This window comes from Pseudarthrobacter siccitolerans, assembly GCF_030823375.1.
Taxonomy (GTDB): domain Bacteria; phylum Actinomycetota; class Actinomycetes; order Actinomycetales; family Micrococcaceae; genus Arthrobacter; species Arthrobacter siccitolerans_A.
Map to the genome: position 1 here is coordinate 156,066 of NZ_JAUSXB010000001.1, position 18,750 is coordinate 174,815.

Annotated in this window: 16 protein-coding genes; 8 read left to right on the forward strand and 8 right to left on the reverse strand. The window is 66.6% G+C overall.

Features of this window, described 5'->3' with window-relative positions:
- Positions 1–41: 41 nt before the first annotated feature.
- From dxs to QFZ36_RS00695, 8 genes are all read left to right on the forward strand, one after another.
- The gene (dxs, locus tag QFZ36_RS00660; protein WP_306633081.1) at positions 42–2,015 is read left to right on the forward strand and encodes a 1-deoxy-D-xylulose-5-phosphate synthase; all 1,974 of its coding nucleotides are present in this window, start codon (positions 42–44) and stop codon (positions 2,013–2,015) included.
- 32 nt (positions 2,016–2,047) lie between these two features.
- Positions 2,048–2,629 (forward strand): DUF402 domain-containing protein, encoded by a 582-nt coding sequence (locus QFZ36_RS00665; protein WP_306633083.1) that lies wholly within the window; start codon positions 2,048–2,050, stop codon positions 2,627–2,629.
- On the forward strand, positions 2,626–3,186 hold the full coding sequence (locus tag QFZ36_RS00670) for a hypothetical protein (protein ID WP_306633084.1): 561 nt from the start codon (positions 2,626–2,628) through the stop codon (positions 3,184–3,186). Before QFZ36_RS00665 ends, QFZ36_RS00670 begins: the two co-directional genes overlap by 4 nt.
- 8 nt (positions 3,187–3,194) lie before the next feature.
- Positions 3,195–4,172 carry an aldo/keto reductase gene (locus QFZ36_RS00675; protein ID WP_306633086.1) on the forward strand — a complete coding sequence of 326 codons (978 nt, stop codon included), beginning with the start codon at positions 3,195–3,197 and terminating at the stop codon, positions 4,170–4,172.
- Between the two features lie 7 nt (positions 4,173–4,179).
- Positions 4,180–5,205: a nucleoside hydrolase gene (locus QFZ36_RS00680; RefSeq protein ID WP_306633088.1), complete on the forward strand. Its 1,026-nt coding sequence runs from the start codon at positions 4,180–4,182 to the stop codon at positions 5,203–5,205.
- A 259-nt stretch (positions 5,206–5,464) separates the two neighbouring features.
- On the forward strand, positions 5,465–6,283 hold the full coding sequence (locus QFZ36_RS00685) for an ECF transporter S component (protein ID WP_306633090.1): 819 nt from the start codon (positions 5,465–5,467) through the stop codon (positions 6,281–6,283).
- A 10-nt stretch (positions 6,284–6,293) separates the two neighbouring features.
- Positions 6,294–7,031: an energy-coupling factor transporter transmembrane component T gene (locus QFZ36_RS00690; protein WP_306633092.1), complete on the forward strand. Its 738-nt coding sequence runs from the start codon at positions 6,294–6,296 to the stop codon at positions 7,029–7,031.
- Positions 7,032–7,111: 80 nt separating this feature from the next.
- A complete protein-coding gene (locus QFZ36_RS00695; protein WP_306633094.1) occupies positions 7,112–8,710 on the forward strand; it encodes an ABC transporter ATP-binding protein in 1,599 nt (532 codons plus the stop codon).
- 115 nt (positions 8,711–8,825) lie between these two features.
- Here QFZ36_RS00695 and QFZ36_RS00700 read toward each other — a convergent pair whose 3' ends face one another.
- The 8 genes from QFZ36_RS00700 to msrB all read right to left on the reverse strand — a co-directional run bounded on the left by QFZ36_RS00700 (position 8,826) and on the right by msrB (position 18,737).
- A complete protein-coding gene (locus tag QFZ36_RS00700) occupies positions 8,826–11,033 on the reverse strand; it encodes a 3-hydroxyacyl-CoA dehydrogenase NAD-binding domain-containing protein (RefSeq protein WP_306633095.1) in 2,208 nt (735 codons plus the stop codon).
- On the reverse strand, positions 11,030–12,355 hold the full coding sequence (locus tag QFZ36_RS00705) for a thiolase family protein (RefSeq protein WP_306633096.1): 1,326 nt from the start codon (positions 12,353–12,355) through the stop codon (positions 11,030–11,032). Before QFZ36_RS00705 ends, QFZ36_RS00700 begins: the two co-directional genes overlap by 4 nt.
- Before the next feature lie 290 nt (positions 12,356–12,645).
- Positions 12,646–13,977, reverse strand: a complete 1,332-nt coding sequence (locus tag QFZ36_RS00710; protein WP_306633098.1) for an HRDC domain-containing protein — start codon at positions 13,975–13,977, stop codon at positions 12,646–12,648.
- A gap of 88 nt (positions 13,978–14,065) precedes the next feature.
- A complete protein-coding gene (locus tag QFZ36_RS00715; protein WP_306633100.1) occupies positions 14,066–14,716 on the reverse strand; it encodes a DUF3000 domain-containing protein in 651 nt (216 codons plus the stop codon).
- Between the two features lie 58 nt (positions 14,717–14,774).
- Complete coding sequence (locus QFZ36_RS00720; RefSeq protein WP_306639037.1) at positions 14,775–15,875, reverse strand: threonine aldolase family protein; 1,101 nt, start codon at positions 15,873–15,875, stop codon at positions 14,775–14,777.
- 31 nt (positions 15,876–15,906) lie between these two features.
- On the reverse strand, positions 15,907–16,656 hold the full coding sequence (locus QFZ36_RS00725; RefSeq protein WP_306639039.1) for an SDR family oxidoreductase: 750 nt from the start codon (positions 16,654–16,656) through the stop codon (positions 15,907–15,909).
- Between the two features lie 59 nt (positions 16,657–16,715).
- Positions 16,716–18,083 (reverse strand): DUF6421 family protein, encoded by a 1,368-nt coding sequence (locus tag QFZ36_RS00730; RefSeq protein WP_306633102.1) that lies wholly within the window; start codon positions 18,081–18,083, stop codon positions 16,716–16,718.
- Between the two features lie 141 nt (positions 18,084–18,224).
- Complete coding sequence (msrB, locus tag QFZ36_RS00735) at positions 18,225–18,737, reverse strand: peptide-methionine (R)-S-oxide reductase MsrB (RefSeq protein ID WP_306633104.1); 513 nt, start codon at positions 18,735–18,737, stop codon at positions 18,225–18,227.
- Positions 18,738–18,750: the final 13 nt, after the last annotated feature.

The following is an 18,750-nucleotide window of genomic DNA, read 5'->3' on the forward strand; positions in this document are numbered from 1 at the left end:
TAGAGTTAAACGGCACGTCTACCACCCGAAGGAGGGGTCATTTGGGAATCTTGGACACCATCCGGAATCCGCAGGACCTGAACGAGTTGTCTGAAGAACAGCTGAACCAGCTGGCTTCAGAGATCAGGGATTTCCTGATCACTAACGTCTCCCAGACGGGCGGCCACCTCGGGCCAAACCTCGGCGTGGTGGAGCTCACGCTCGCCGTGCACCGCATTTTCGACTCGCCCCGCGACAGTATCGTCTTTGACACCGGGCACCAGTCCTACGTCCACAAGCTCCTCACCGGGCGCCAGGACTTTAGTACCCTCCGCCAGCAGGGCGGCATGTCGGGCTACCCGTCCCGGGCAGAATCCGATCACGACATCGTCGAAAGCTCCCATGCTTCCTCGTCGCTGTCCTGGGCTGACGGGATCTCCCGGGCCCGCCAGCTCACCGGTGAAGGCGACCGGCACGTCGTCGCGGTGGTGGGCGACGGCGCACTGACCGGCGGCATGGCCTGGGAAGCGATCAACAACATCGCCGCGGACAAGCGGCGCCGCGTGGTCATCGTGGTTAACGACAACGGCAGGTCCTACGCCCCCACTGTGGGCGGCTTTGCCGATTACCTCGCCTCCCTGCGTCCCACCATCGATTCCTTCCGCGCCACCCCCGCCTATGAACGGGCCCTGGACTGGTGGAAGAAGAAGCTGCAAAACGGCGGACCCATGGGCCAGTTCACCTACAAGAGCCTGCATGCCATGAAGAAGGGCATCAAGGACTGGTGGGCCCCGCAGGGCATGTTCGAAGACCTCGGCATGAAATACATCGGTCCGGTGGACGGCCACAACCTCCAGGCCATGGAACACGCACTGTCCACTGCCAGGCACTATGCCGGGCCCGTCATAGTCCATGCCATGACCGAAAAGGGACACGGCTACGCCCCGGCCCGCGCCCACGAGGCTGACCAGTTCCACGCGGTGGGCATCATCGACCCCGAAACCGGCGAACCCACCGGCAGCGCCGGGGCCCAGTCCTGGACTTCCGTATTCGCTGACGAGATCGCCGCCATTGCTGATGAACGCAAGGACGTTGTGGGCATCACCGGCGCCATGCTCATCCCCGTGGGCCTGCACAAGTTCGCCGCCCGGCACCCGGACCGCGTGATCGACGTCGGCATCGCCGAGCAGCACGCCCTGACCTCGGCAGCAGGCATGGCCTTCGGCGGCCTCCACCCCGTGGTGGCTGTTTACGCAACGTTCCTGAACCGCGCCTTCGACCAGCTTCTGATGGACGTTGCCCTGCACAAGGCCGGCGTGACCATCGTCCTGGACCGCGCCGGCGTCACCGGCCCGGACGGCGCCAGCCACCACGGCATGTGGGACATGTCCATGGTGCAGATCGTCCCCGGCCTGCACCTGGCCGCGCCCCGCGATGCCAGCAGGCTGCGGGAGGAACTCCGCGAAGCCGTGGCCATCAGCGATGCTCCCACGGTCGTCCGCTACTCCAAGGGTTCAGTCGGAGCCGAAGTGGAGGCGCTGGAACGCCTCAGCGACGGCGTGGACGTCCTCTCCCGCCGGCCGTCGGGTTCCACTGAGAACGATGTGCTGATCATCTCCGTTGGCGCCATGTCCGAGCTCGCGCTGGATGTTTCCAACCGGCTCGGCGCCCAAGGCATCAGCACCACGGTGGTGGATCCGCGCTGGGTGCTTCCGGTCCCACGGTCCATCGTTGCGCTGGCATCGCACCACCGCCTGGTGGTCTGCATCGAGGACGGTGTCCGTGCCGGCGGCGTGGGCTCCCGTATCCGTCAGGAGATGCGCGCGGCCGGAGTGGACACCGCCCTGAACGAGGTGGGCCTGCCGGTCGAATTCCTGGACCACGGCACCCGCAACCAGGTCCTGGAGCGCGTGGGCATGACGGCCCAGCAGATTACGCACGACGTCGTAGCCCAGGTTCTGGGGACAAAGGTCCCCTTTGCGCGTCCCCTGCCCGGCCAGCAGCATCCCACCACCGGCAGCCTTCCGATCCTGTGAGGGGAGAGGACCTACTGAAGTATCCGGGCGTTGTGGGGGACCCTGCAGGAGGAAAGCATCCGGGGCCCAGCCGCGAACCGCAGGGCCTTGTTCCCGGCCACCTCGTGGTGGCGCGCAATCGCAAATGGAACGGCAAAGCGCATTGGGTGGTCCCCGGACGCTACCTGGGTGAGGACCGGCACGGCTGGTGGATCTTCCAGGGAACCAACGAATTCTGCTCCCGGCCAGGCGCCGCGTTCTATACAAAGTCTGACGCCGTCCTGCTCATTCCCCGTGAGGGCGACTGGGTGGCCACGTTCTACGACGACGCCCACCCCGGCGGCGTCCGGATCTACATCGACCTGGCCGTGGCGCACGAATGGAACCCGATCCGCCGGGCAGTCACCGAGTTCCACGTCATCGACATGGACCTGGACGTGGTGCGGACAGCGGACCGCGGCGTGTTCATCGACGACGAGGACGAGTTCGCCGAACACCGCGTGGCCATGGACTACCCGCCACACCTGGTGGAAGCACTCGAGGCCTCCACCGGACAGCTTTACCAGGCCGTGAAGGCGGAGCAGGCACCCTTCGACGGCACCGATATTGAATGGTTTACCAAGGGACGGTTATGAGCGGCATTGTCAGGGTCTACAAGCGCGACGACGAGGGCACGCTCCACTTCCGGGAAGCCTGGTTCGACGAGGACTACAGCCAGTTCGTGATGAACTACGGCGCGGTGGGCCACCAGAGCAAGACCGAGGAAACCGACATTCCGGACGCGGCGGCGGCCGAGGGGCTCCTGGACGCTTTTGCGGTACAGTGCGCCGAGGACGGCTACGCCGAGATCCCCGATGAGGAGCAGTTCTGGGTGGTGGCCCAGTTCGCACTCAAGACCAGGGAGGGGACGGAGAGGGACCACTACCTTGAGGAAAAAGCCAAGGACGCCTTGATCAGCCACCTCGCCTGGCGTGGGCTCGGCACTGTGGAACGCTCCGAATTCACGGACTTCAAGCTCAACATCTTCTGCCTCTGCCCGGAAGTCAACAAGGCCGTCAACGCCATCAAGGTCTGTGCCCGGAACGAGGACCTGGACTTCACCAAGCTGAGCATCGGCGCAGCCCCGCACAGTGATCCCCGGAACTTCAAGCTCAAGCACTCCGCCAAGCCCGCCACCACCTTCAGCCTTTAGGAGTCTCCGTGACCACCTACCGCCGTGTCGGAAAGTCCGGCCTCACTGTTTCCACCGTTGGCCTGGGCTGCAACAACCTTGGCCGCGCCAACACCCTCACCGAGTCGCAGGAAGCAACCGACGCTGTGGTCCATGCTGCGGTGGATGCCGGAATCACCCTGTTCGACGTGGCGGACACCTACGGCAGGGAACCCGGACTCAGCGAAACAATGCTCGGCAAGGCCCTCGGCAGCAGGCGGGCCGGCGTCGTCGTTGCCACCAAGTTCGGCATGGACATGAAGGGCGCCAGCGGCCCCGACTTCGGCGCCAGGGGCTCCCGCCGCTACATCATCCAGGCCGTGGAAGCCTCGCTCCGCCGCCTGGGCACCGACTGGATCGACCTCTACCAGTTCCACACGCCGGACCCGCTCACCCCGATAGATGAAACCCTGTCCGCCCTGGACACGCTCGTCACCAGCGGCAAGGTGCGCTACATCGGGCACTCCAACAGGGCCGGATGGCAGATCGCACAAGCGGAGTACGTCGCCCGGGAACTCGGGGGTGCACGCTTTATCTCAACCCAGAACCACTACAACCTCCTGGACCGGCGGGCCGAGCTTGAAGTCACCCCGGCAGCGGAGGAATTCGGCCTGGGCGTCCTTCCCTACTTCCCTTTGGCCAACGGACTGCTGACCGGCAAGTACGCGCCGGGCTATGCCCCGGACGGCTCGCGGCTCAGCCACACCCGCCAACACATGGTCCACGACGCCGACTGGGACCAGCTGGGCCGGTTCAGCAGCTTTGCCAGGGAACGCGGGCTGAGCGAGATCCAGGTCGCCTTCTCCTGGCTGTCAGCCCAGCCGTCCGTCGCCAGCGTCATCGCCGGCGCCACCCGGCCGGAACAGGTGCGGCAGAACGCCGAAGCAGCGGAGTGGATTCCCTCCGAAAAGGACCTCGCGGAGCTGGACAGCATTTTCCCCGCAGTGCCCAAGGTGGCGCTCTTCTAGGACCGCCATGACTGCCTTCCTCCTGGACGTGGACACGGGCATCGACGACGCCCTGGCCCTCGCCTACCTCGCCGCCCTGCCGGACACGGAGTTCGTGTGCGTCACCGCCACGCCCGGAAACGTGGACGCGGACCAGGTGGCGCGCAACACCCTGGCGCTGCTGGAGCTGTGTGGCCGCCCGGCAGTGGAAGTGGCCATCGGCGCCCGCGCACCGCTGTCCATACCGCTGCTGACCACGCCCGAAACCCACGGCCCGCAAGGCATCGGATACGCCGTCCTGCCGGAGCCCGCCGGCGCGGTTTCGGAGCGGAACGCCGTGGACCTGTGGGTTGAGCACGCCCGGGCCCGGCCCGGGGAGCTCACCGCCCTGATCACCGCACCCCTGACCAACTTTGCGCTGGCACTCCGGCAGGAACCACGGCTGCCCGAGCTGCTCGCGAAGGTGGTCATCATGGGCGGCAGCTTCTACCATCAGGGCAACACAACACCCACTGCAGAGTGGAACACGCACGTGGACCCGCACGCGGCCAAGGAAGTCTACGCCGCCTTTCAGGGCCGGCCGCTGGAAAAGCTCCCGATTGTCTGCTCGCTGGACACCACCGAGCGGATGGAACTGCACCCCGACCATGTCCGGCAGCTGGCGGAGGCCGCCGGCGCCAGGGTTCCCGAACTGGTGCTCCCCGACCAGCCGGAGGGCCTGCGCAGCACCTCCGGCAACACACTGGTACGGCACTTGTCCGACGCCCTGCGGTTCTACTTCGAATTCCACCGCCATTATGACCAGGGCTACCTGGCCCACGTCCACGACTACTTTGCCGCCGGCGTCGCCGCGGGCACCCTGGACTTCGAAGCCCGGCCCGCCACCGTGGACGTGGAAACCGGTTCACAGATGCTGATGGGTACCACCGTTGCCGACTTCCGTGGCCTCTGGGGAATCCCGCCGAATGCCCGAGTGGTGTCCGCAAACCATCCCGAAGCTGCCTTCCGGGAGCTGGTGTCCGCCGTCGGCAGCCTGGCCCGCCGGCTGGGTTGAGCTTGTCGTTCCGGTGGTTGAGCCTGTCGTCCGGGTGGTTCAGCTTGTCGTCCCGATGGTTGAGCCTGTCGAAACCGGCCCGGGGTTTCGACCAGCTCAACCACCGAAACTCTTCGCGACGATGCAGGGGCGCCGCGGTAGAATTATCCACGGACCGGACAGGCGCAGATTGCCTGCCGGCTGCTGCTGAGGTGACATAGGCGGCGCTCCATGCGGCACGGGCTTCCCGGGCCGTCCGTGCGCACCCTGAAGGAACTCCATGTCATCGCACTCCCTGACGTTGCCGTCCACGTCACCTGCAGCAGTCCGCAAACGCCGGCTGCTGGAAATCCTTGGCGCCGTGGCCATTGCCGGCACCTACCTTTATCTGGTCCTCAACCAGCCTGCTGACATTACCGGCGGACCGGGAAGTGCCTCGGCCCTGATCGCTTTGTCCGGCTTCCTGGCCGGTGCCGTCCTGCTCATTGTTGCCGTCCTGCCTGCCTTGCCGACGTCCACCCTGGTGTTGATTCCGGTGGCCCTGGTGCTCAACATCGTCCTCGGCCAGTTCGTTGGCAGCACCCTGGTGCCGTTCTACCTCGACGCGATCGGTACCGTGCTGGTCGCGGTCCTCGCTGGCCCGGCCGCCGGTGCGGCAACCGGTGCCCTGAGCAGCATCGTCTGGTCCTTCTTCAACCCCACCGTGCTGCCGTTCGCCGCCGGGGCCGCGTTGATCGGGTGCCTCGCCGGCCTCGCCGCCCGCTACGGCCTTTTCCGCCGCTTCTACCTGGCACCCGTGGCCGGATTTGTCACCGGCATCGTCGGCGGAGTGGTATCTGCCCCCGTGGCCGCTTTCGTCTTCGGCGGCACGTCCGGCCTTGCCACGGGCGCGATTGTCAGCGCCTTCCGCTCCATGGGGGACAGCCTCCTGGCAGCCATCACCAAGCAGGCCCTCATCTCCGACCCCATGGACAAGGCCATCGTGTTCACCGTTGTGGCCGTGCTCATCTACGCCCTGCCCCGGCGTGCGAGCCTGCAGTTCCCGTTTGTCCGGCGGCACCGCGTGCTGGCCGGCAAGGCTTCGGAACAGGGCGCCTGACAGACTCCCGATGCGACTGCATCCGCTGACCTCCCTGGCGGCCGCCGGCAGTACCGCAATCATCACGACGGCGGCAGCGTACCTGCCGTTGTCGCTCACCGTGATAGCGGCGGCACTGGGCCTCGCCGGCTGGAGCGGCACGTTGCGCCGGCTGGTGCCGGCGGCAGCTGCCATCCTGGTACCGCTGTGTGTATCGCTGCTGGTGCTGCATGGCCTGTTTTTCCCGGAAGGCCATACCGTGTTGGCTCAGTGGGGCCCGGCGCGCGCCACGTCCGAGGGGCTCTCCTTCGCACTGCAGCGGGCGGCCCAGCTTTCCGCCGCGGTCCTGGCCCTCCTGGTGTTCTCCTTCAGCGTGAGTGTGCCAGACCTGGTGGCGGCCTTGTCGGCCAAAGGCGTTCACGGACGGCTTGCCTTCGTGCTGGCGTCCACCCTGACCTTGCTGCCTGCCATCACGGCCCGGCTGGAGCGCATCCGCCAGGCCCAGGAAGCACGCGGGCTGGTGATCCGGCATGGCCTCCCGGCCCGGGCCGCGGCCTTCCGCCTGCAGGTGGTTCCGCTGGTGACCGCCCTCGTTGAGGACGCGGCAACCCGCGCCGCGGCCCTGGAAGCCCGCGGCTTCACAAGCACCGGCCCCCGGACCAGCTACCGTGACGTACCGGACCGGCCGGGGGAGCGATGGCTTCGGATTGTCCTGCTGCTGGCCGCAGCTGCTTCGGTTGCCGCCCGGTTGTTCCAGGCGGGAGCCTAGGTGAAATCCACCACCGGATTGTCCTGCTGCTGGCCGCCACCGCTGCCGTTGCCGCCCCGTTATTCCAGACGGGAGCCCAGGTGAAATCCACCATCGCCCTTGCCGCTGGCATCGGGAGCTTCGCTTTCCATGACAACGACGCGCCGGTCCTGCGTGACGTGCACATCTCCTTCCAGCCCGGAACTTTTACGGCAATCCTCGGGCCGTCCGGCAGCGGCAAATCAACGCTGGGCCGGCTCCTGGCAGGCTGGCTTCCCCCAGGACCTGGCGGACGGCTGCAAGGGCGGCTGACCCTTGCGGAAACGACGCTTGAGTTCCAGGGAGCAGCGGACGATCCGCGAATCAACCCCGCCCAGTGGGCCCGGCGGGTGGGTTTCGTTCCGCAGGACGCATCAGCCATCCTGTCCACAGTCCGGGCCACCGTCGCCGAAGAACTGGCGTTCGGCCTGGAAAATGGCGGCACGGAACGGTCTGCCATGGAGGCCGCCGTGGCAAGGACTGCGGGACTGCTTGGCCTCAGCCAGCTGCTGGACCGCCACCCGGACACGCTCTCCGGCGGACAGCTGCGGCGCCTCGCCATCGGGTGCGCCGTCATCGCGGAGCCCGAAGTGTTGATCATGGACGAGCCCTTTGCCTCCCTGGACGCAGCCGGAGCGGACGAACTCGCCATCCTGCTGAACTCGCTCGTAACGCGGGGGACCGCCGTCGTGATCCTCAGCCAGGCCATTGACGAGGCAATCCTCCGGGCAGAACGCTGGATTGTCCTCGACGCCGGCACTGTGACGGCAACCGGAACTCCGGCTGAGGTTACTGCCGCGGCGGGACGGCTGCCGGCCGGCATTCGCTGGGCCGGCACCAGGCCGGGTTCAGTGTTCGATCCCCGGCCGGTTCCTCAGCAGGATCCCGGGGCAAGGCCCCGGAACGCTACTGTCCCGGATGATCAACGGGATCATCATCCTGCCGGCGCTCTTCCCGTCCTGGAGCTCCGGGGTGTGGGCTTCGGGTACGCGGACAAGTCACGGCGAAGCAGGAAGGCCAGGGCAGCCGCAGACGGGGCTCCGGCGGAAGGGCCTCAACAAGTGCTCCGGGACATCGACCTTGAGCTCCTTGCAGGGGAGATCGTTGCCGTGACCGGACCCAACGGGGCGGGGAAATCCACCTTCCTGCGGCACCTCAACGGGTTGCTGCGGCCCACCTCGGGCTCCGTCCTGGTGCACGGTGAGGACATTGCAGCCAGGCCGGTGGGTGAGGTGGCGGCGTCCGTGGGCCTGCTGTTCCAGAACCCGCGCCACCAGTTGTTCGAACAGACTGCCGCCCGGGAGGTGCGGTTCGGCCTGGACCGGCGCTTCGGCGCCAGTGAAGCGGCAGCCAGAACCGGGGCCGCGTTGGCTGCTGTCGGATTGTCCGCAGCTGCAGGTGAGCACCCCGCTGAGCTGCCGGCTTCGCGGCAACGGCTGCTGGCCCTGGCGACCGTCCTAGCCCGCAAGCCGGCGGTGCTGGCTTTGGACGAGCCCACCGTGGCCCTGGACGGGGACGGGCTTCGGCTGCTGGACGCTGCGGTGAGGAGCGCAGCAGCGGCGGGCGCCGCCGTCGTCCTGGTCACCCATGACGTGCCCTACGCGCGTTCGGTGGCGGACCGATGGTTGACGCTCGACGGCGGGCGGCTTGCAGCGCGCTGAGCCCGGGACGACGCGAAGGGAGAGGCACTGCACACGGCACGTACATCAAGGGCTCCGTCCGGAAGAACCGGACGGAGCCCTTGCTGTGTGCGGCTGATCCTGCCGGGCGCTGGAGTTAGGCGCTGGTTCCCAGGAGTTGATTCCTAGCCTTGGCAGGTTGGCTTGCGCCCGGACGGGAAGCCGCGCCGGGCGGCAGGAACCGCTTGCCGTTGACCCGTTCTGAGGCTCCCACCCGGTCCAGGTAGGGGGTGATGCCGCCCAGGAAGAGTGGCCAGCCGGCGCCGAGGATCATGCAGAGGTCGATGTCTTCCGGCCCCGCAACCACACCTTCGGCCAGCATCAGGCCGATCTCCTCGGCGAGGGCGTCCTGGGTGCGGCGCAACACCTCGTCCGCGGTCGAGGGGCTGGTTCCGAAGGACATCAGGGACAGCGTGGATTCGGGGATCACCTGTGAGCCGTCCGGACCTGGAGCCCACAGGCTCTTGACGCCGTTGTCGATCAGCTTCTGCAGGTTGGCGGACACCGTGAAGCGCTCACCAAACGCGGCATGCAGTGATTCCTGCACGTGCTGTGCCACCGGAAGACCGACCATCTCGCCGAGGCTGAAAGGTGTCATGGGCAGGCCCATGGGGCGGAGCGCGTTGTCGGCCACTTCGGCGGGAGTGCCTTCATCGAAGGCAGCCGTCACCTCGCCCATCAGCCGCAGCAGGATGCGGTTGACCACAAAGGCTGCGGCGTCCTTGACCAGCACCCCCGTTTTCTTCAAGGCCTTTGCGAGTTCAAATGCGGTCGCGAGCACGGCGTCATCGGTGCGCGGGGCACGGACGATCTCCAGCAGCGGCATCACGGCCACCGGGTTGAAGAAGTGGAAGCCCACCAGCCGTTCCGGGTGCTGCAGGTCCTCAGCCATGGCCGTGACGGACAGCGACGAGGTGTTGGTGGCGAGGATGCATTCCGGGGTAACAATCTGCTCCAGTTCGGCGAACACCTGCTTCTTGACGTTCAGTTCTTCAAAGACTGCTTCGATCACAAAGTCCGCGTCCGCGAAAACATCCTTCGAAACGGACCCGGTCACCAGGGCCTTGGTGCGGTTGGCGGCGTCCTGGCTGATGCGCTTCTTGGCCAGGAGCTTGTCCACTTCGGCGTGGACGTAGCCCACGCCTTTGTCCACCCGGGCCTGGTCGATGTCCGTCAGCACCACGGGCACCTTCAATTGGCGGGCGAAGACCATCGCGAGCTGGCTTGCCATCAGGCCTGCGCCAACCACGCCCACTTTTGTGACCGGGCGGGCCAGTGCGCGGTCCGGGGCGCCGGCCGGACGCTTGGACCGCTTCTGGACCAGGTCCAGGAAGGCGTACACGGTGGCACGGAATTCGTCGGTCTGCATCAGTTCGGCGAGCGTTTCGCACTCCAGCGCCGCGGACTCGGCCCGGGTCATGGTGCGGTTGGCTTCCAGGATGTCCAGGACCTTGCCGGGAGCGGGGGCTGCGTTGGACATTTTCGCTTCCACCAGTGCCCGTCCGGCTGCCACCGCTGCCGACCAGCGCGCGGCCGTTTCCGGATCAGCGGGGTCGACGGCGTTGGGACGCTCAGGCGCCACCTCGCCGGAGATGACTTTCGCGGCCCAGGCAAGGGATTGTTCGAGGAAGTCCGCCGGTTCGAACATGGCGTCGGCAATGCCGAGCGCGAAGGCCTGCTGGCCGGTGAGCGTGCGGTTGTTGCTGAGGGCGTTCTCGATCATGACCTTCACCGCGTTCTCCGGGCCGATGAGCCGGGGCAGGAGGTACACCCCGCCCCAGCCGGGAACCAGGCCGAGGAAGGCTTCCGGCAGGGCCAACGCCCCCGCGCCGGTGGACACAGTGCGATAGGTGGACTGCAATGCGATCTCCAGGCCCCCGCCCAGCGCCAGGCCATTGATGAACGCGAAGCTTGGCACGCCGAGGTTGGCGAGGGTGGCGTACACATCGTGGCCCAGCTGGGCCATCCACAGTCCATGCTCGCGCTCTTCCAGGTTCTTGACGGCGGAGAGGTCAGCACCGGCCACCAGGAAGTACGGCTTGCCGGTCACGCCCACGCCCGCGATCTCGCCTCGCCCGGTCCGCTCCCGGAGTTCCTCAAGCACCGTTCCCAGCTCCACCAGCGTGTTCGGCCCAAGGGTGGTGGGCTTGGTGTGGTCCAGGCCGTTGTCCAAAGTGATGAGGGCGAAGGTGCCGGGGCTGGGCTTGCCGGCCGGTGCGGGGAGTTCGATGTCCTGGACGTAGGAATGCGTCACGGTCTCATGGGGGAACAGGTCGGCAAGCCTGGTGAAATCTGCGGCGCTCATGCGGCTCCTTCAGTAGCGGTTTCGGCGGCGGTAACTGAATCAGCGGCGGTATCTGATTCGGCGGCGGATCCCGGCAGGGCGCCGCTGTAGCCGACGTGGTGGGGGTTCTCCCAGATCACTGTGGCACCCATACCCAACCCGACGCACATGGTGGTGATGCCGTACCGCACGGAGTGATCCTCCTCGAACTGCCGGGCCAGCTGGTTCATTAGACGCACGCCCGAGGATGCGAGCGGATGGCCCACCGCGATGGCGCCGCCGTAGCGGTTGACGCGGGGATCGTCGTCGGCAATGCCGAAGTGCTCCAGGAAAGTCAGTACCTGGACGGCAAAGGCTTCGTTGATTTCGAACAGGCCGATGTCGTCGATGGAGAGGCCGGCGTTTTTCAGCGCCTTCTCCGTGGCGGGAACAGGGCCGATGCCCATCACCTCGGGTTCAACCCCGGCATAGGCGTAACTGACCAGCCGCATCCGGACCGGCAGCCCCAGTTCGGCGGCGGCATCGGCGGATGCCATGATGGCGGCGGTGGCACCGTCATTGAGTCCCGCGGCATTTCCTGCGGTAACGCGCCCGTGCGGACGGAACGGAGTGCGGAGCGCCGCCAGGTCTGCGGCCGTGGTGCCCGGCCGTGGTGGCTCGTCAACCGTGTTGAGGGTCCAGCCCTGGCCTGGCTTCAGGGTTGCCACGGGAACGAGGTCCGGCTGGATCCGGCCGTTGCGGCGGGCGGCGTCAAACTTGGCCTGGGACGCGACCGCATACGCATCGGTCCGGTCCCTGGTGATGGACGGAAACCGGTCGTGCAGGTTCTCCGCCGTGTTGCCCATGTTCAGCGCTGCCGGGTCCACCAGGCGTTCGGACATAAAACGGGGATCGGGGTCGGCGCCCGAGCCCATGGGGTGGTTGCCCATGTGTTCCACACCGCCGGCGATCACCACGTCGTAAGCGCCAAAACCGATACCGCCGGCGTTGGTTGTTACGGCGGTCATGGCGCCGGCGCACATCCGGTCGATCGCAAAGCCGGGAACGGTCCGGGGAAGACCAGCCAGGAGGGCCGCGGTCCGGCCCAGGGTGAGGCCCTGGTCGCCGGTCTGGGTAGTGGCGGCGATGGCAACCTCGTCAACGCGTTCGGGCGGCAGCGACGGGTTCCGGCGCAGGAGTTCGCGGAGGCATTTCACTATCAGGTCGTCGGCCCGGGTTCCGGCATAGATGCCTTTTTCTCCCGCCCGGCCAAAGGGGGTACGGAGGCCGTCGACAAAAACGACGTCCCGGACACTGCGCGTGGATGCGCTGCTGTTTTCTCCACTGGAGCGGGCTTGGCTCACGTGTAACTCCTCATCGAGACGTAGGCGCCGGCGCATGCCGCAATACGGCAAGCAGCCAAACGGCAATACCTGCGATGTTACTCGTGAGTAACTTACGCGGCAAGGCCCCCATGGAAGGACGCTCTCTCACTTAAGGCGCCTTTTTGGCCAACGCTCGCTCGCTTTCTTCAAGAAAGTGGGAGAGCGTTTCCCAAATCCACGCATTAAGTGAGAGAGCGTTTCAAAGTTCACGCATCAAGTGGGAGGGCGTGAGGATTCGGTTTGGGAGCCCGGGGCCCCATCAGCGCCTGTTACCCCGCTGCTGCTACGTCCGGCTTGGGTTCCTTGGCCGGCAAGGGCTGCGGATGGAGGAATGCGTCCGCGATGAGGGGTGCTGCTAGGCCCACCTGCCATTCGCGGGCGCCCAGAGCGCGGAGTTCGGCAGCGAGGGATGCCTCAGTGATCTCTGCCGGAGGCCGCCAGGCGACGCGGCGCAGGTAATCGGGGGTCAGGAGGTTCTCCAGCGGCAGGTTCAGCTGGTCGGCTTTCTCCTGCAGCATGGGACGGGCGGTGGCCAGCCGTGCGGCGGCTTCCGGGTCCCGGTCGGCCCAAACACGCGGCGGTGGGGGAGCGTTGGTGGCCAGGTGCAGCGGCGGAAGTTCAGCCAAGTCGCGGGCCGTGGCGATGCACCGCAGCCAGCGGGGAGCTTCGCGTTGGGCTGCGCGCCCGTGGAAGCCTTTGGTGCCCAGCAGTTGGGGCACGGTGGACGGCATGGCCTTGGCAGCGGCAACCAGGGCCGAGTCGGGGATCAGCCGGCCCGGGGCCACGTCCCGCTTCCGGGCCAGGGAGTCGCGTTCCAGCCACAGCTCCCGGACGGCTGCCAGCTGGCGGCGGTCACGGATCTGGTGCAGGCCGGATGTTTTCCGCCACGGGTCAACACGGGCCGGGGGCAGCCCTGCGGCCAGGATGGCGGCAAACTCCTGCTCCGCATATTCCAGCTTGCCGTCTGCCTCGAGGAGTTCGATCAGTTCCTCCCGCAACTCGGTGAGGACCTCGACGTCCAGGGCGGCGTACCGCAGCCACGGCTCGGGCAGGGGCCGGGTGGACCAGTCCGCCGCGGAGTGCTCCTTGGCGAGCCCGAAACCCAGCAGCTGTTCAATGACGGCGGCAAGGCCCACCCGCGGCAGGCCGGCCAGGCGGGCCGCCAGTTCGGTATCAAAGAGCTTGTCCGGCCACATCCCCAGCTCGGACAGGCAGGGGAGGTCCTGGCTGGCCGCGTGCAGGATCCATTCAACGCCGTGCAGGGCGTCGTTGATGATGTCCAGGTTGTCAAAGGGTTCGGGGTCGATCAGCCAGGTCCCGGCGCCTTCGCGGCGGATCTGGACCAGGAAGGCGCGCTGTCCGTAACGGAAACCGGAGGCGCGTTCCGCGTCCACTCCGGCCGGTCCGGTACCGGTGGCGATGGCGGCTGCGCACCGCTCCAGTCCGGCTTGCGTTTCGATGACCAGCGGAACGCCGTCGCGGGGCGAATCGAGCTCAATGATTTCGGGGATGGGGGCGTCAAAGCCCTCCACCGTGATGTGGGGTGCGGTATCAGCAGCCGGGACGCCGGCCGTGGTGTTTTCCGGAATGTTAGGGGTCATGATGCCCTTAGTTTACCGGCCGGCCGGATCCGGACTGCCGCCGAAAGCCCGCAGGGGCTTTGCCTGCCCTTCGCCACGCGCCGCGCCGTTAGTTCCGGCGCCGCTGCGGGAGCGGGGTGACGCCGTCCGGAAGGGGCGGCAGGCCGGCGAACGTGCACACCATGTCGGACCAGGCTTCGAGGTGGGCGGTGACATCGGAGGTGGCGGGGGTCCAGGAAGCGCGGAGTTCGATGTCAATGGACCCGGGCCTGTCCGCCAGGGTTCCGAAGCTTTCGGAAAGAACCCGGGTTGCCGTGCCGCCGGCGGCGCGGTACGGCGCTTTGTGGTTCTCAAGCGCCTCTACAAGCCAGGTCCACGCCACTGTTCCCAGCATCTCGTCGTTGCCCATCTCCGGTTCGAGCTGTGCCCGGATATAGGTGACGATGCGGAACTCGCCGTCCCACACGGCCGAGCCCTCGGGGTCATGGAGCAGGATGAAACGTCCCGTTGCCAACTCTGTCCCGTCGTCGTCCACGGTTCCTGAGGCAGCTGCCAAGGCCATCGCGGCAGGGCCGTGCACGGGAGTGGAGGCGGTTCCCGGCCCCGGTGCCAGGACCTCCGCGCCCAGCGCTACGGCGAAAGGCGCCAGGCGTGCGGGCGCCGGGATCTCCGCAAGGTGGAGTTCCCCGCGGCACCGGGCTTTCCTGAGGGTTCCCAAGGCGTGGAGAAATTCCGGGGGAACCTGGTCAAGTGCGTTCACCTTCGCAGGTTACGCAACCGGGCCGGTGACGGCGGGAAGGCTCGCCGTCGTCCTGCCGTCACTGGCCGGCCTGCCCGCTCCCGTCAGCGCCAAGTTCGTGCCGGATTGCTGCAGCAAAGGCATCAATATCCTCCTCGGTGGTATCAAACGAACACATCCAGCGCACTTCCCTGGCTGCCTCGTTCCAGTCGTAGAAACGGAAGGACGTCCGCAGCCGGTCCGCTACACCTTCAGGAAGGATGGCAAAGACGCCGTTGGACTCGGTTTTCTGCGTCGGCTCCACACCGTCGATGGTGTCGACGGCGGCGCGCAGCCTGGCTGCCATCGCGTTGGCGTGCGAGGCGGACCGCAGCCAGAGGTCACCTTCCAGGAGGGCGATGAACTGCGCTGACATAAAGCGCATCTTGGAGGCCAGTTGCATGTTCATCTTGCGCAGGTACACCAGCCCGTGCGCCGCCTCGGGGTTCAGTGCCACCACCACCTCACCGAACAGGAGCCCGTTTTTGGTGCCGCCGAAGGAAAGGATGTCCACGCCGGCGTCCCGGGTGAATGCGCGCAGCGGGACCTGAAGGTGCGCTGCCGCGTTCGCCAGCCGGGCACCGTCCATGTGGAGCTTCATCCCCTTGGAATGGGCGTGGTCGGCGATGGCCCGGACCTCTTCCGGGGTGTAGCAGGTGCCCAGTTCGGTGGTCTGGGTGATGGAGACGGCGAGCGGCTGGGCCCGGTGTTCGTCGCCCCAGCCCCAGGCCTCGCGGTCGATCAGGTCCGGCGTCAGCTTGCCATCCGGTGCGGGGACGTGCAGGAGCTTGATTCCCCCGACACGTTCCGGCGCGCCGTTTTCGTCCATATTGATATGGGCGGTGGACGCGCACACCACGGCGCCCCAGCGGGGGAGCAGCGACTGCAGGGACAGGACATTGGCGCCCGTGCCGTTGAAGACCGGGAAGCTCTCGATGCCGGGGCCGAAATGGTCCTCCAGCACGTCCTGCAGCCTGGCGGTGTACTCGTCCTCGCCGTAGGACACCTGGTGGCCCTCGTTGGCGGCGGCCAGTGCCGCCAGGACTTCGGGATGGACGCCGGAGTAGTTGTCCGAGGCGAACCCGCGAATGGTGGGATCGTGCAGCCGGATTCCGGCGGCAGTTTCAGCTGTTGTTGTCATCGCTTTGGTCACGCTTTCAGTCTAAGTACAGTCATGAGGCCACCTGGTTCGCCAGCACGAGCCGGCTGCCGTTCAGGTTGCCCGCCGGGGTTTCAAAGAGACCGACGACGGCGCGGGCAAGGTCCGCCACGTCGGTGGCGCCGGGGAAACTGCGTTCCGGATGGTTGCGGCGCATCGCGTCGTCCACCAGGGCCTTGACCACCAGGACGACGGCGGCCGGGCCGCCTGGGTTGTTGCCTGAGCCAGGGTCTTTGTTGTCGGTGGCGCCGTTGGCGGCTGCCCGGCGGAAGCCGTCCGCCATGGCCATCGTCCAGGCTTCGGCCGCGGCTTTGGCAGCGACGTAGCTGGCGGTTGCTGCCGCCGGCTTGTCCACGGCTGTGGAGGACACCATCGCAAAGCGGCCATGCTGCGAGGCGGCAATATCCCCATAGAACACGCGGGAGACGTTCCGGAGCGTGGTGATGGCGCCCCGTTCCAGGAAGTCCCAGTCCTCGTCCGTCTGGTCGGCGATGCCTTTGGCTCCGCGCCAGCCGCCCACCAGGTGGATCAGGCCGTCTACGTGCCCACCGGCCGCGAGCACCGACGTCCGCAGCTGCCGCACATCCGCCAAAGCGGCGAGGTCGCACACGAGGCCCGTGACGCCGTCGCCCGCCTGCTGCGCTGCGGCGTCGATCCTTGCCTGGTCCGAACCGACGGTGAACACCCGGTGGCCGGCGTTGTGGAGCGCCCGAGCGACGGCGATGCCGGACGGTCCACTGCCGCCGGTTACCAGGATGTTCAGCCGCGGGACCCCGGCCTGCGGTGCCGCTGACCCTGATTCTGTTGGTGCCGGTTCCTCCGTCACAGTGCGGAGGCTCCGGTGATTCCGGCGGTGGATTCGATGACGTGGCGCATCTTCTTCTCCAATGCTTCATAGAACATGGACAGCGGAAACTCGTCGTCCAGCACCTGGTCCGTCAGGCCGCGCGGCGGACCAGCCAGTGCCAGCGCTTCGGGACCCTTGGCCCAGAGGGATGCCGGGTTAGGAGTAACGGTAGCGGAGATGAGCTGGTACGCGGCGAGCCAGTGCGCGGTCTTCGGCCGGTCGATGGAACGCCAGTACAGTTCATCGATGGTGGCTCCCAGTGCGATGACCGCATCCGCCACTTCGTCCCAGTCGATGGTGAGCCGGGTGTCAGTCCAGTGCAGGACGTGCTGCTGGTGCAGCCAGGCGAACAGCAGCTGGCCGCCGAGTCCGTCGTAGTTGCGGACGCGGCTGCCGGTGATCGCAAAGCGGAAAATCCGGTCGAAGATGATGGCGTACTGCACCAGCTTGGCGTGGCGGCGCGCCTCCGGATCGGCGTCGTCATCCTTTTCGATCCGGACCGATTCGCGGAAGGCGGTCAGGTCGCAGCGCAGCTCTTCCAGTGAGTACAGGAAGTACGGCATCCGCTGCTTGATCATGAACGGATCGAACGGAAGGTCGCCGCGCATGTGGGTCCGGTCGTGGATGAGGTCCCACATCACGAAGGTGGCCTCCGTCAGGTCCTGGTCAGCGAGGAGTTCCGCCGCTCCTGCGGGGAGTTCCAGGCGGGTGGTCTCGGCGGCGGCCTTGAGCACCCGGCGGAACCGGGCGGCTTCCCGGTCAGCGAAAATGGCGCCCCAGGTGAACGTCGGGGTTTCGCTGACCGCAACGGTCTCCGGGAACAGTACTGCGGAGTTGGTGTCGTAGCCGGCAGTGAAGTCCAGGAAACGGATGGGGACGAACAGCTTGTTCGAGTACTCAGCGGCCTCCAGTCCGGCAATGAACTCTGGCCAGATCACTTCAATCAGGACGGCCTCAACCAGCCTGTTGCTGCTGCCGTTCTGCGTGTACATGGGGAAGACCACCAGGTGCTGGAGACCGTCCTGGCGCTGTTCCTGGGGCTGGAAGGCGAGCAGCGAAGACAGGAAGTCGGGGACGGCGAAACCTGTGGCCTCCCAGGCGGAAAAGTCTTCGACGACGGTGTCCAGGTAGGCGGCATCGTGGGGGAACGCGGGGGCAAGGCCGCGCACCGCATCAACGATATCTCTGACGTACCGGGATGCCTCACCATGGTTTGCCGGGTCGGGAATGGAGCCGTCCTTCACCTGGAGCGCCTGGATGGCGGTGGCTGCCGCCTTGAGCCTGGTCCAGTCCTGGTTTTCTGCGGAAATCCGGGTGGAAGCGGTGATCAGTGTTTCGGTCATCGTCGGCGCCTTTCTGGTTGCTTGCTATCTACGGCGAGCGTAACAAGCAACCAGCAGAACTAATCTGAAAAGCGGCTTAGCCTAAGAAAAGCTTTTCCTTCCGGCGCTGTGGCAGGGAGAAGGTCCAGCCTTTCGGTGATCTCAGGCCTGCGCTTCCTGCCCGCTGACCTCGGGTTCTTCGCGCGGAACGAGTTTCAGCGAGACGGAATTGATGCAGTAGCGCTGGTCCGTGGGTGTGGGGTACCCCTCGCCGTCGAACACGTGCCCCAGGTGCGAGTCGCACGTGGCGCAGCGCACCTCCACCCGTTCCATGCCAAGGGTCCGGTCGTGGATGTAGCGGACGGTACCTTCTGCCAGTGGGGCGAAGAAGGAGGGCCAGCCGCAATGGGAATCGAACTTCTCGTTGCTGGTGAACAGTTCTGCGCCGCAGGCCCGGCACTGGTAGACGCCGGCAGTATGCGTATCCCAGTATTCGCCGGTGAAGGGACGCTCGGTTCCGGATTGGCGGAGTACGTGGTATTCCTCCGGGGTGAGCTCCTGCCGCCACTCGGCGTCGGTTTTCTGAACGCCGGGACCGGCGGCCGGGGACTCGGGAGCTGCGTCCTTGTTTCCGAGGATGTTCTTGCCCAGGATGTTGTTTCCGAAAATGCTCATAGCCTTCTCAACG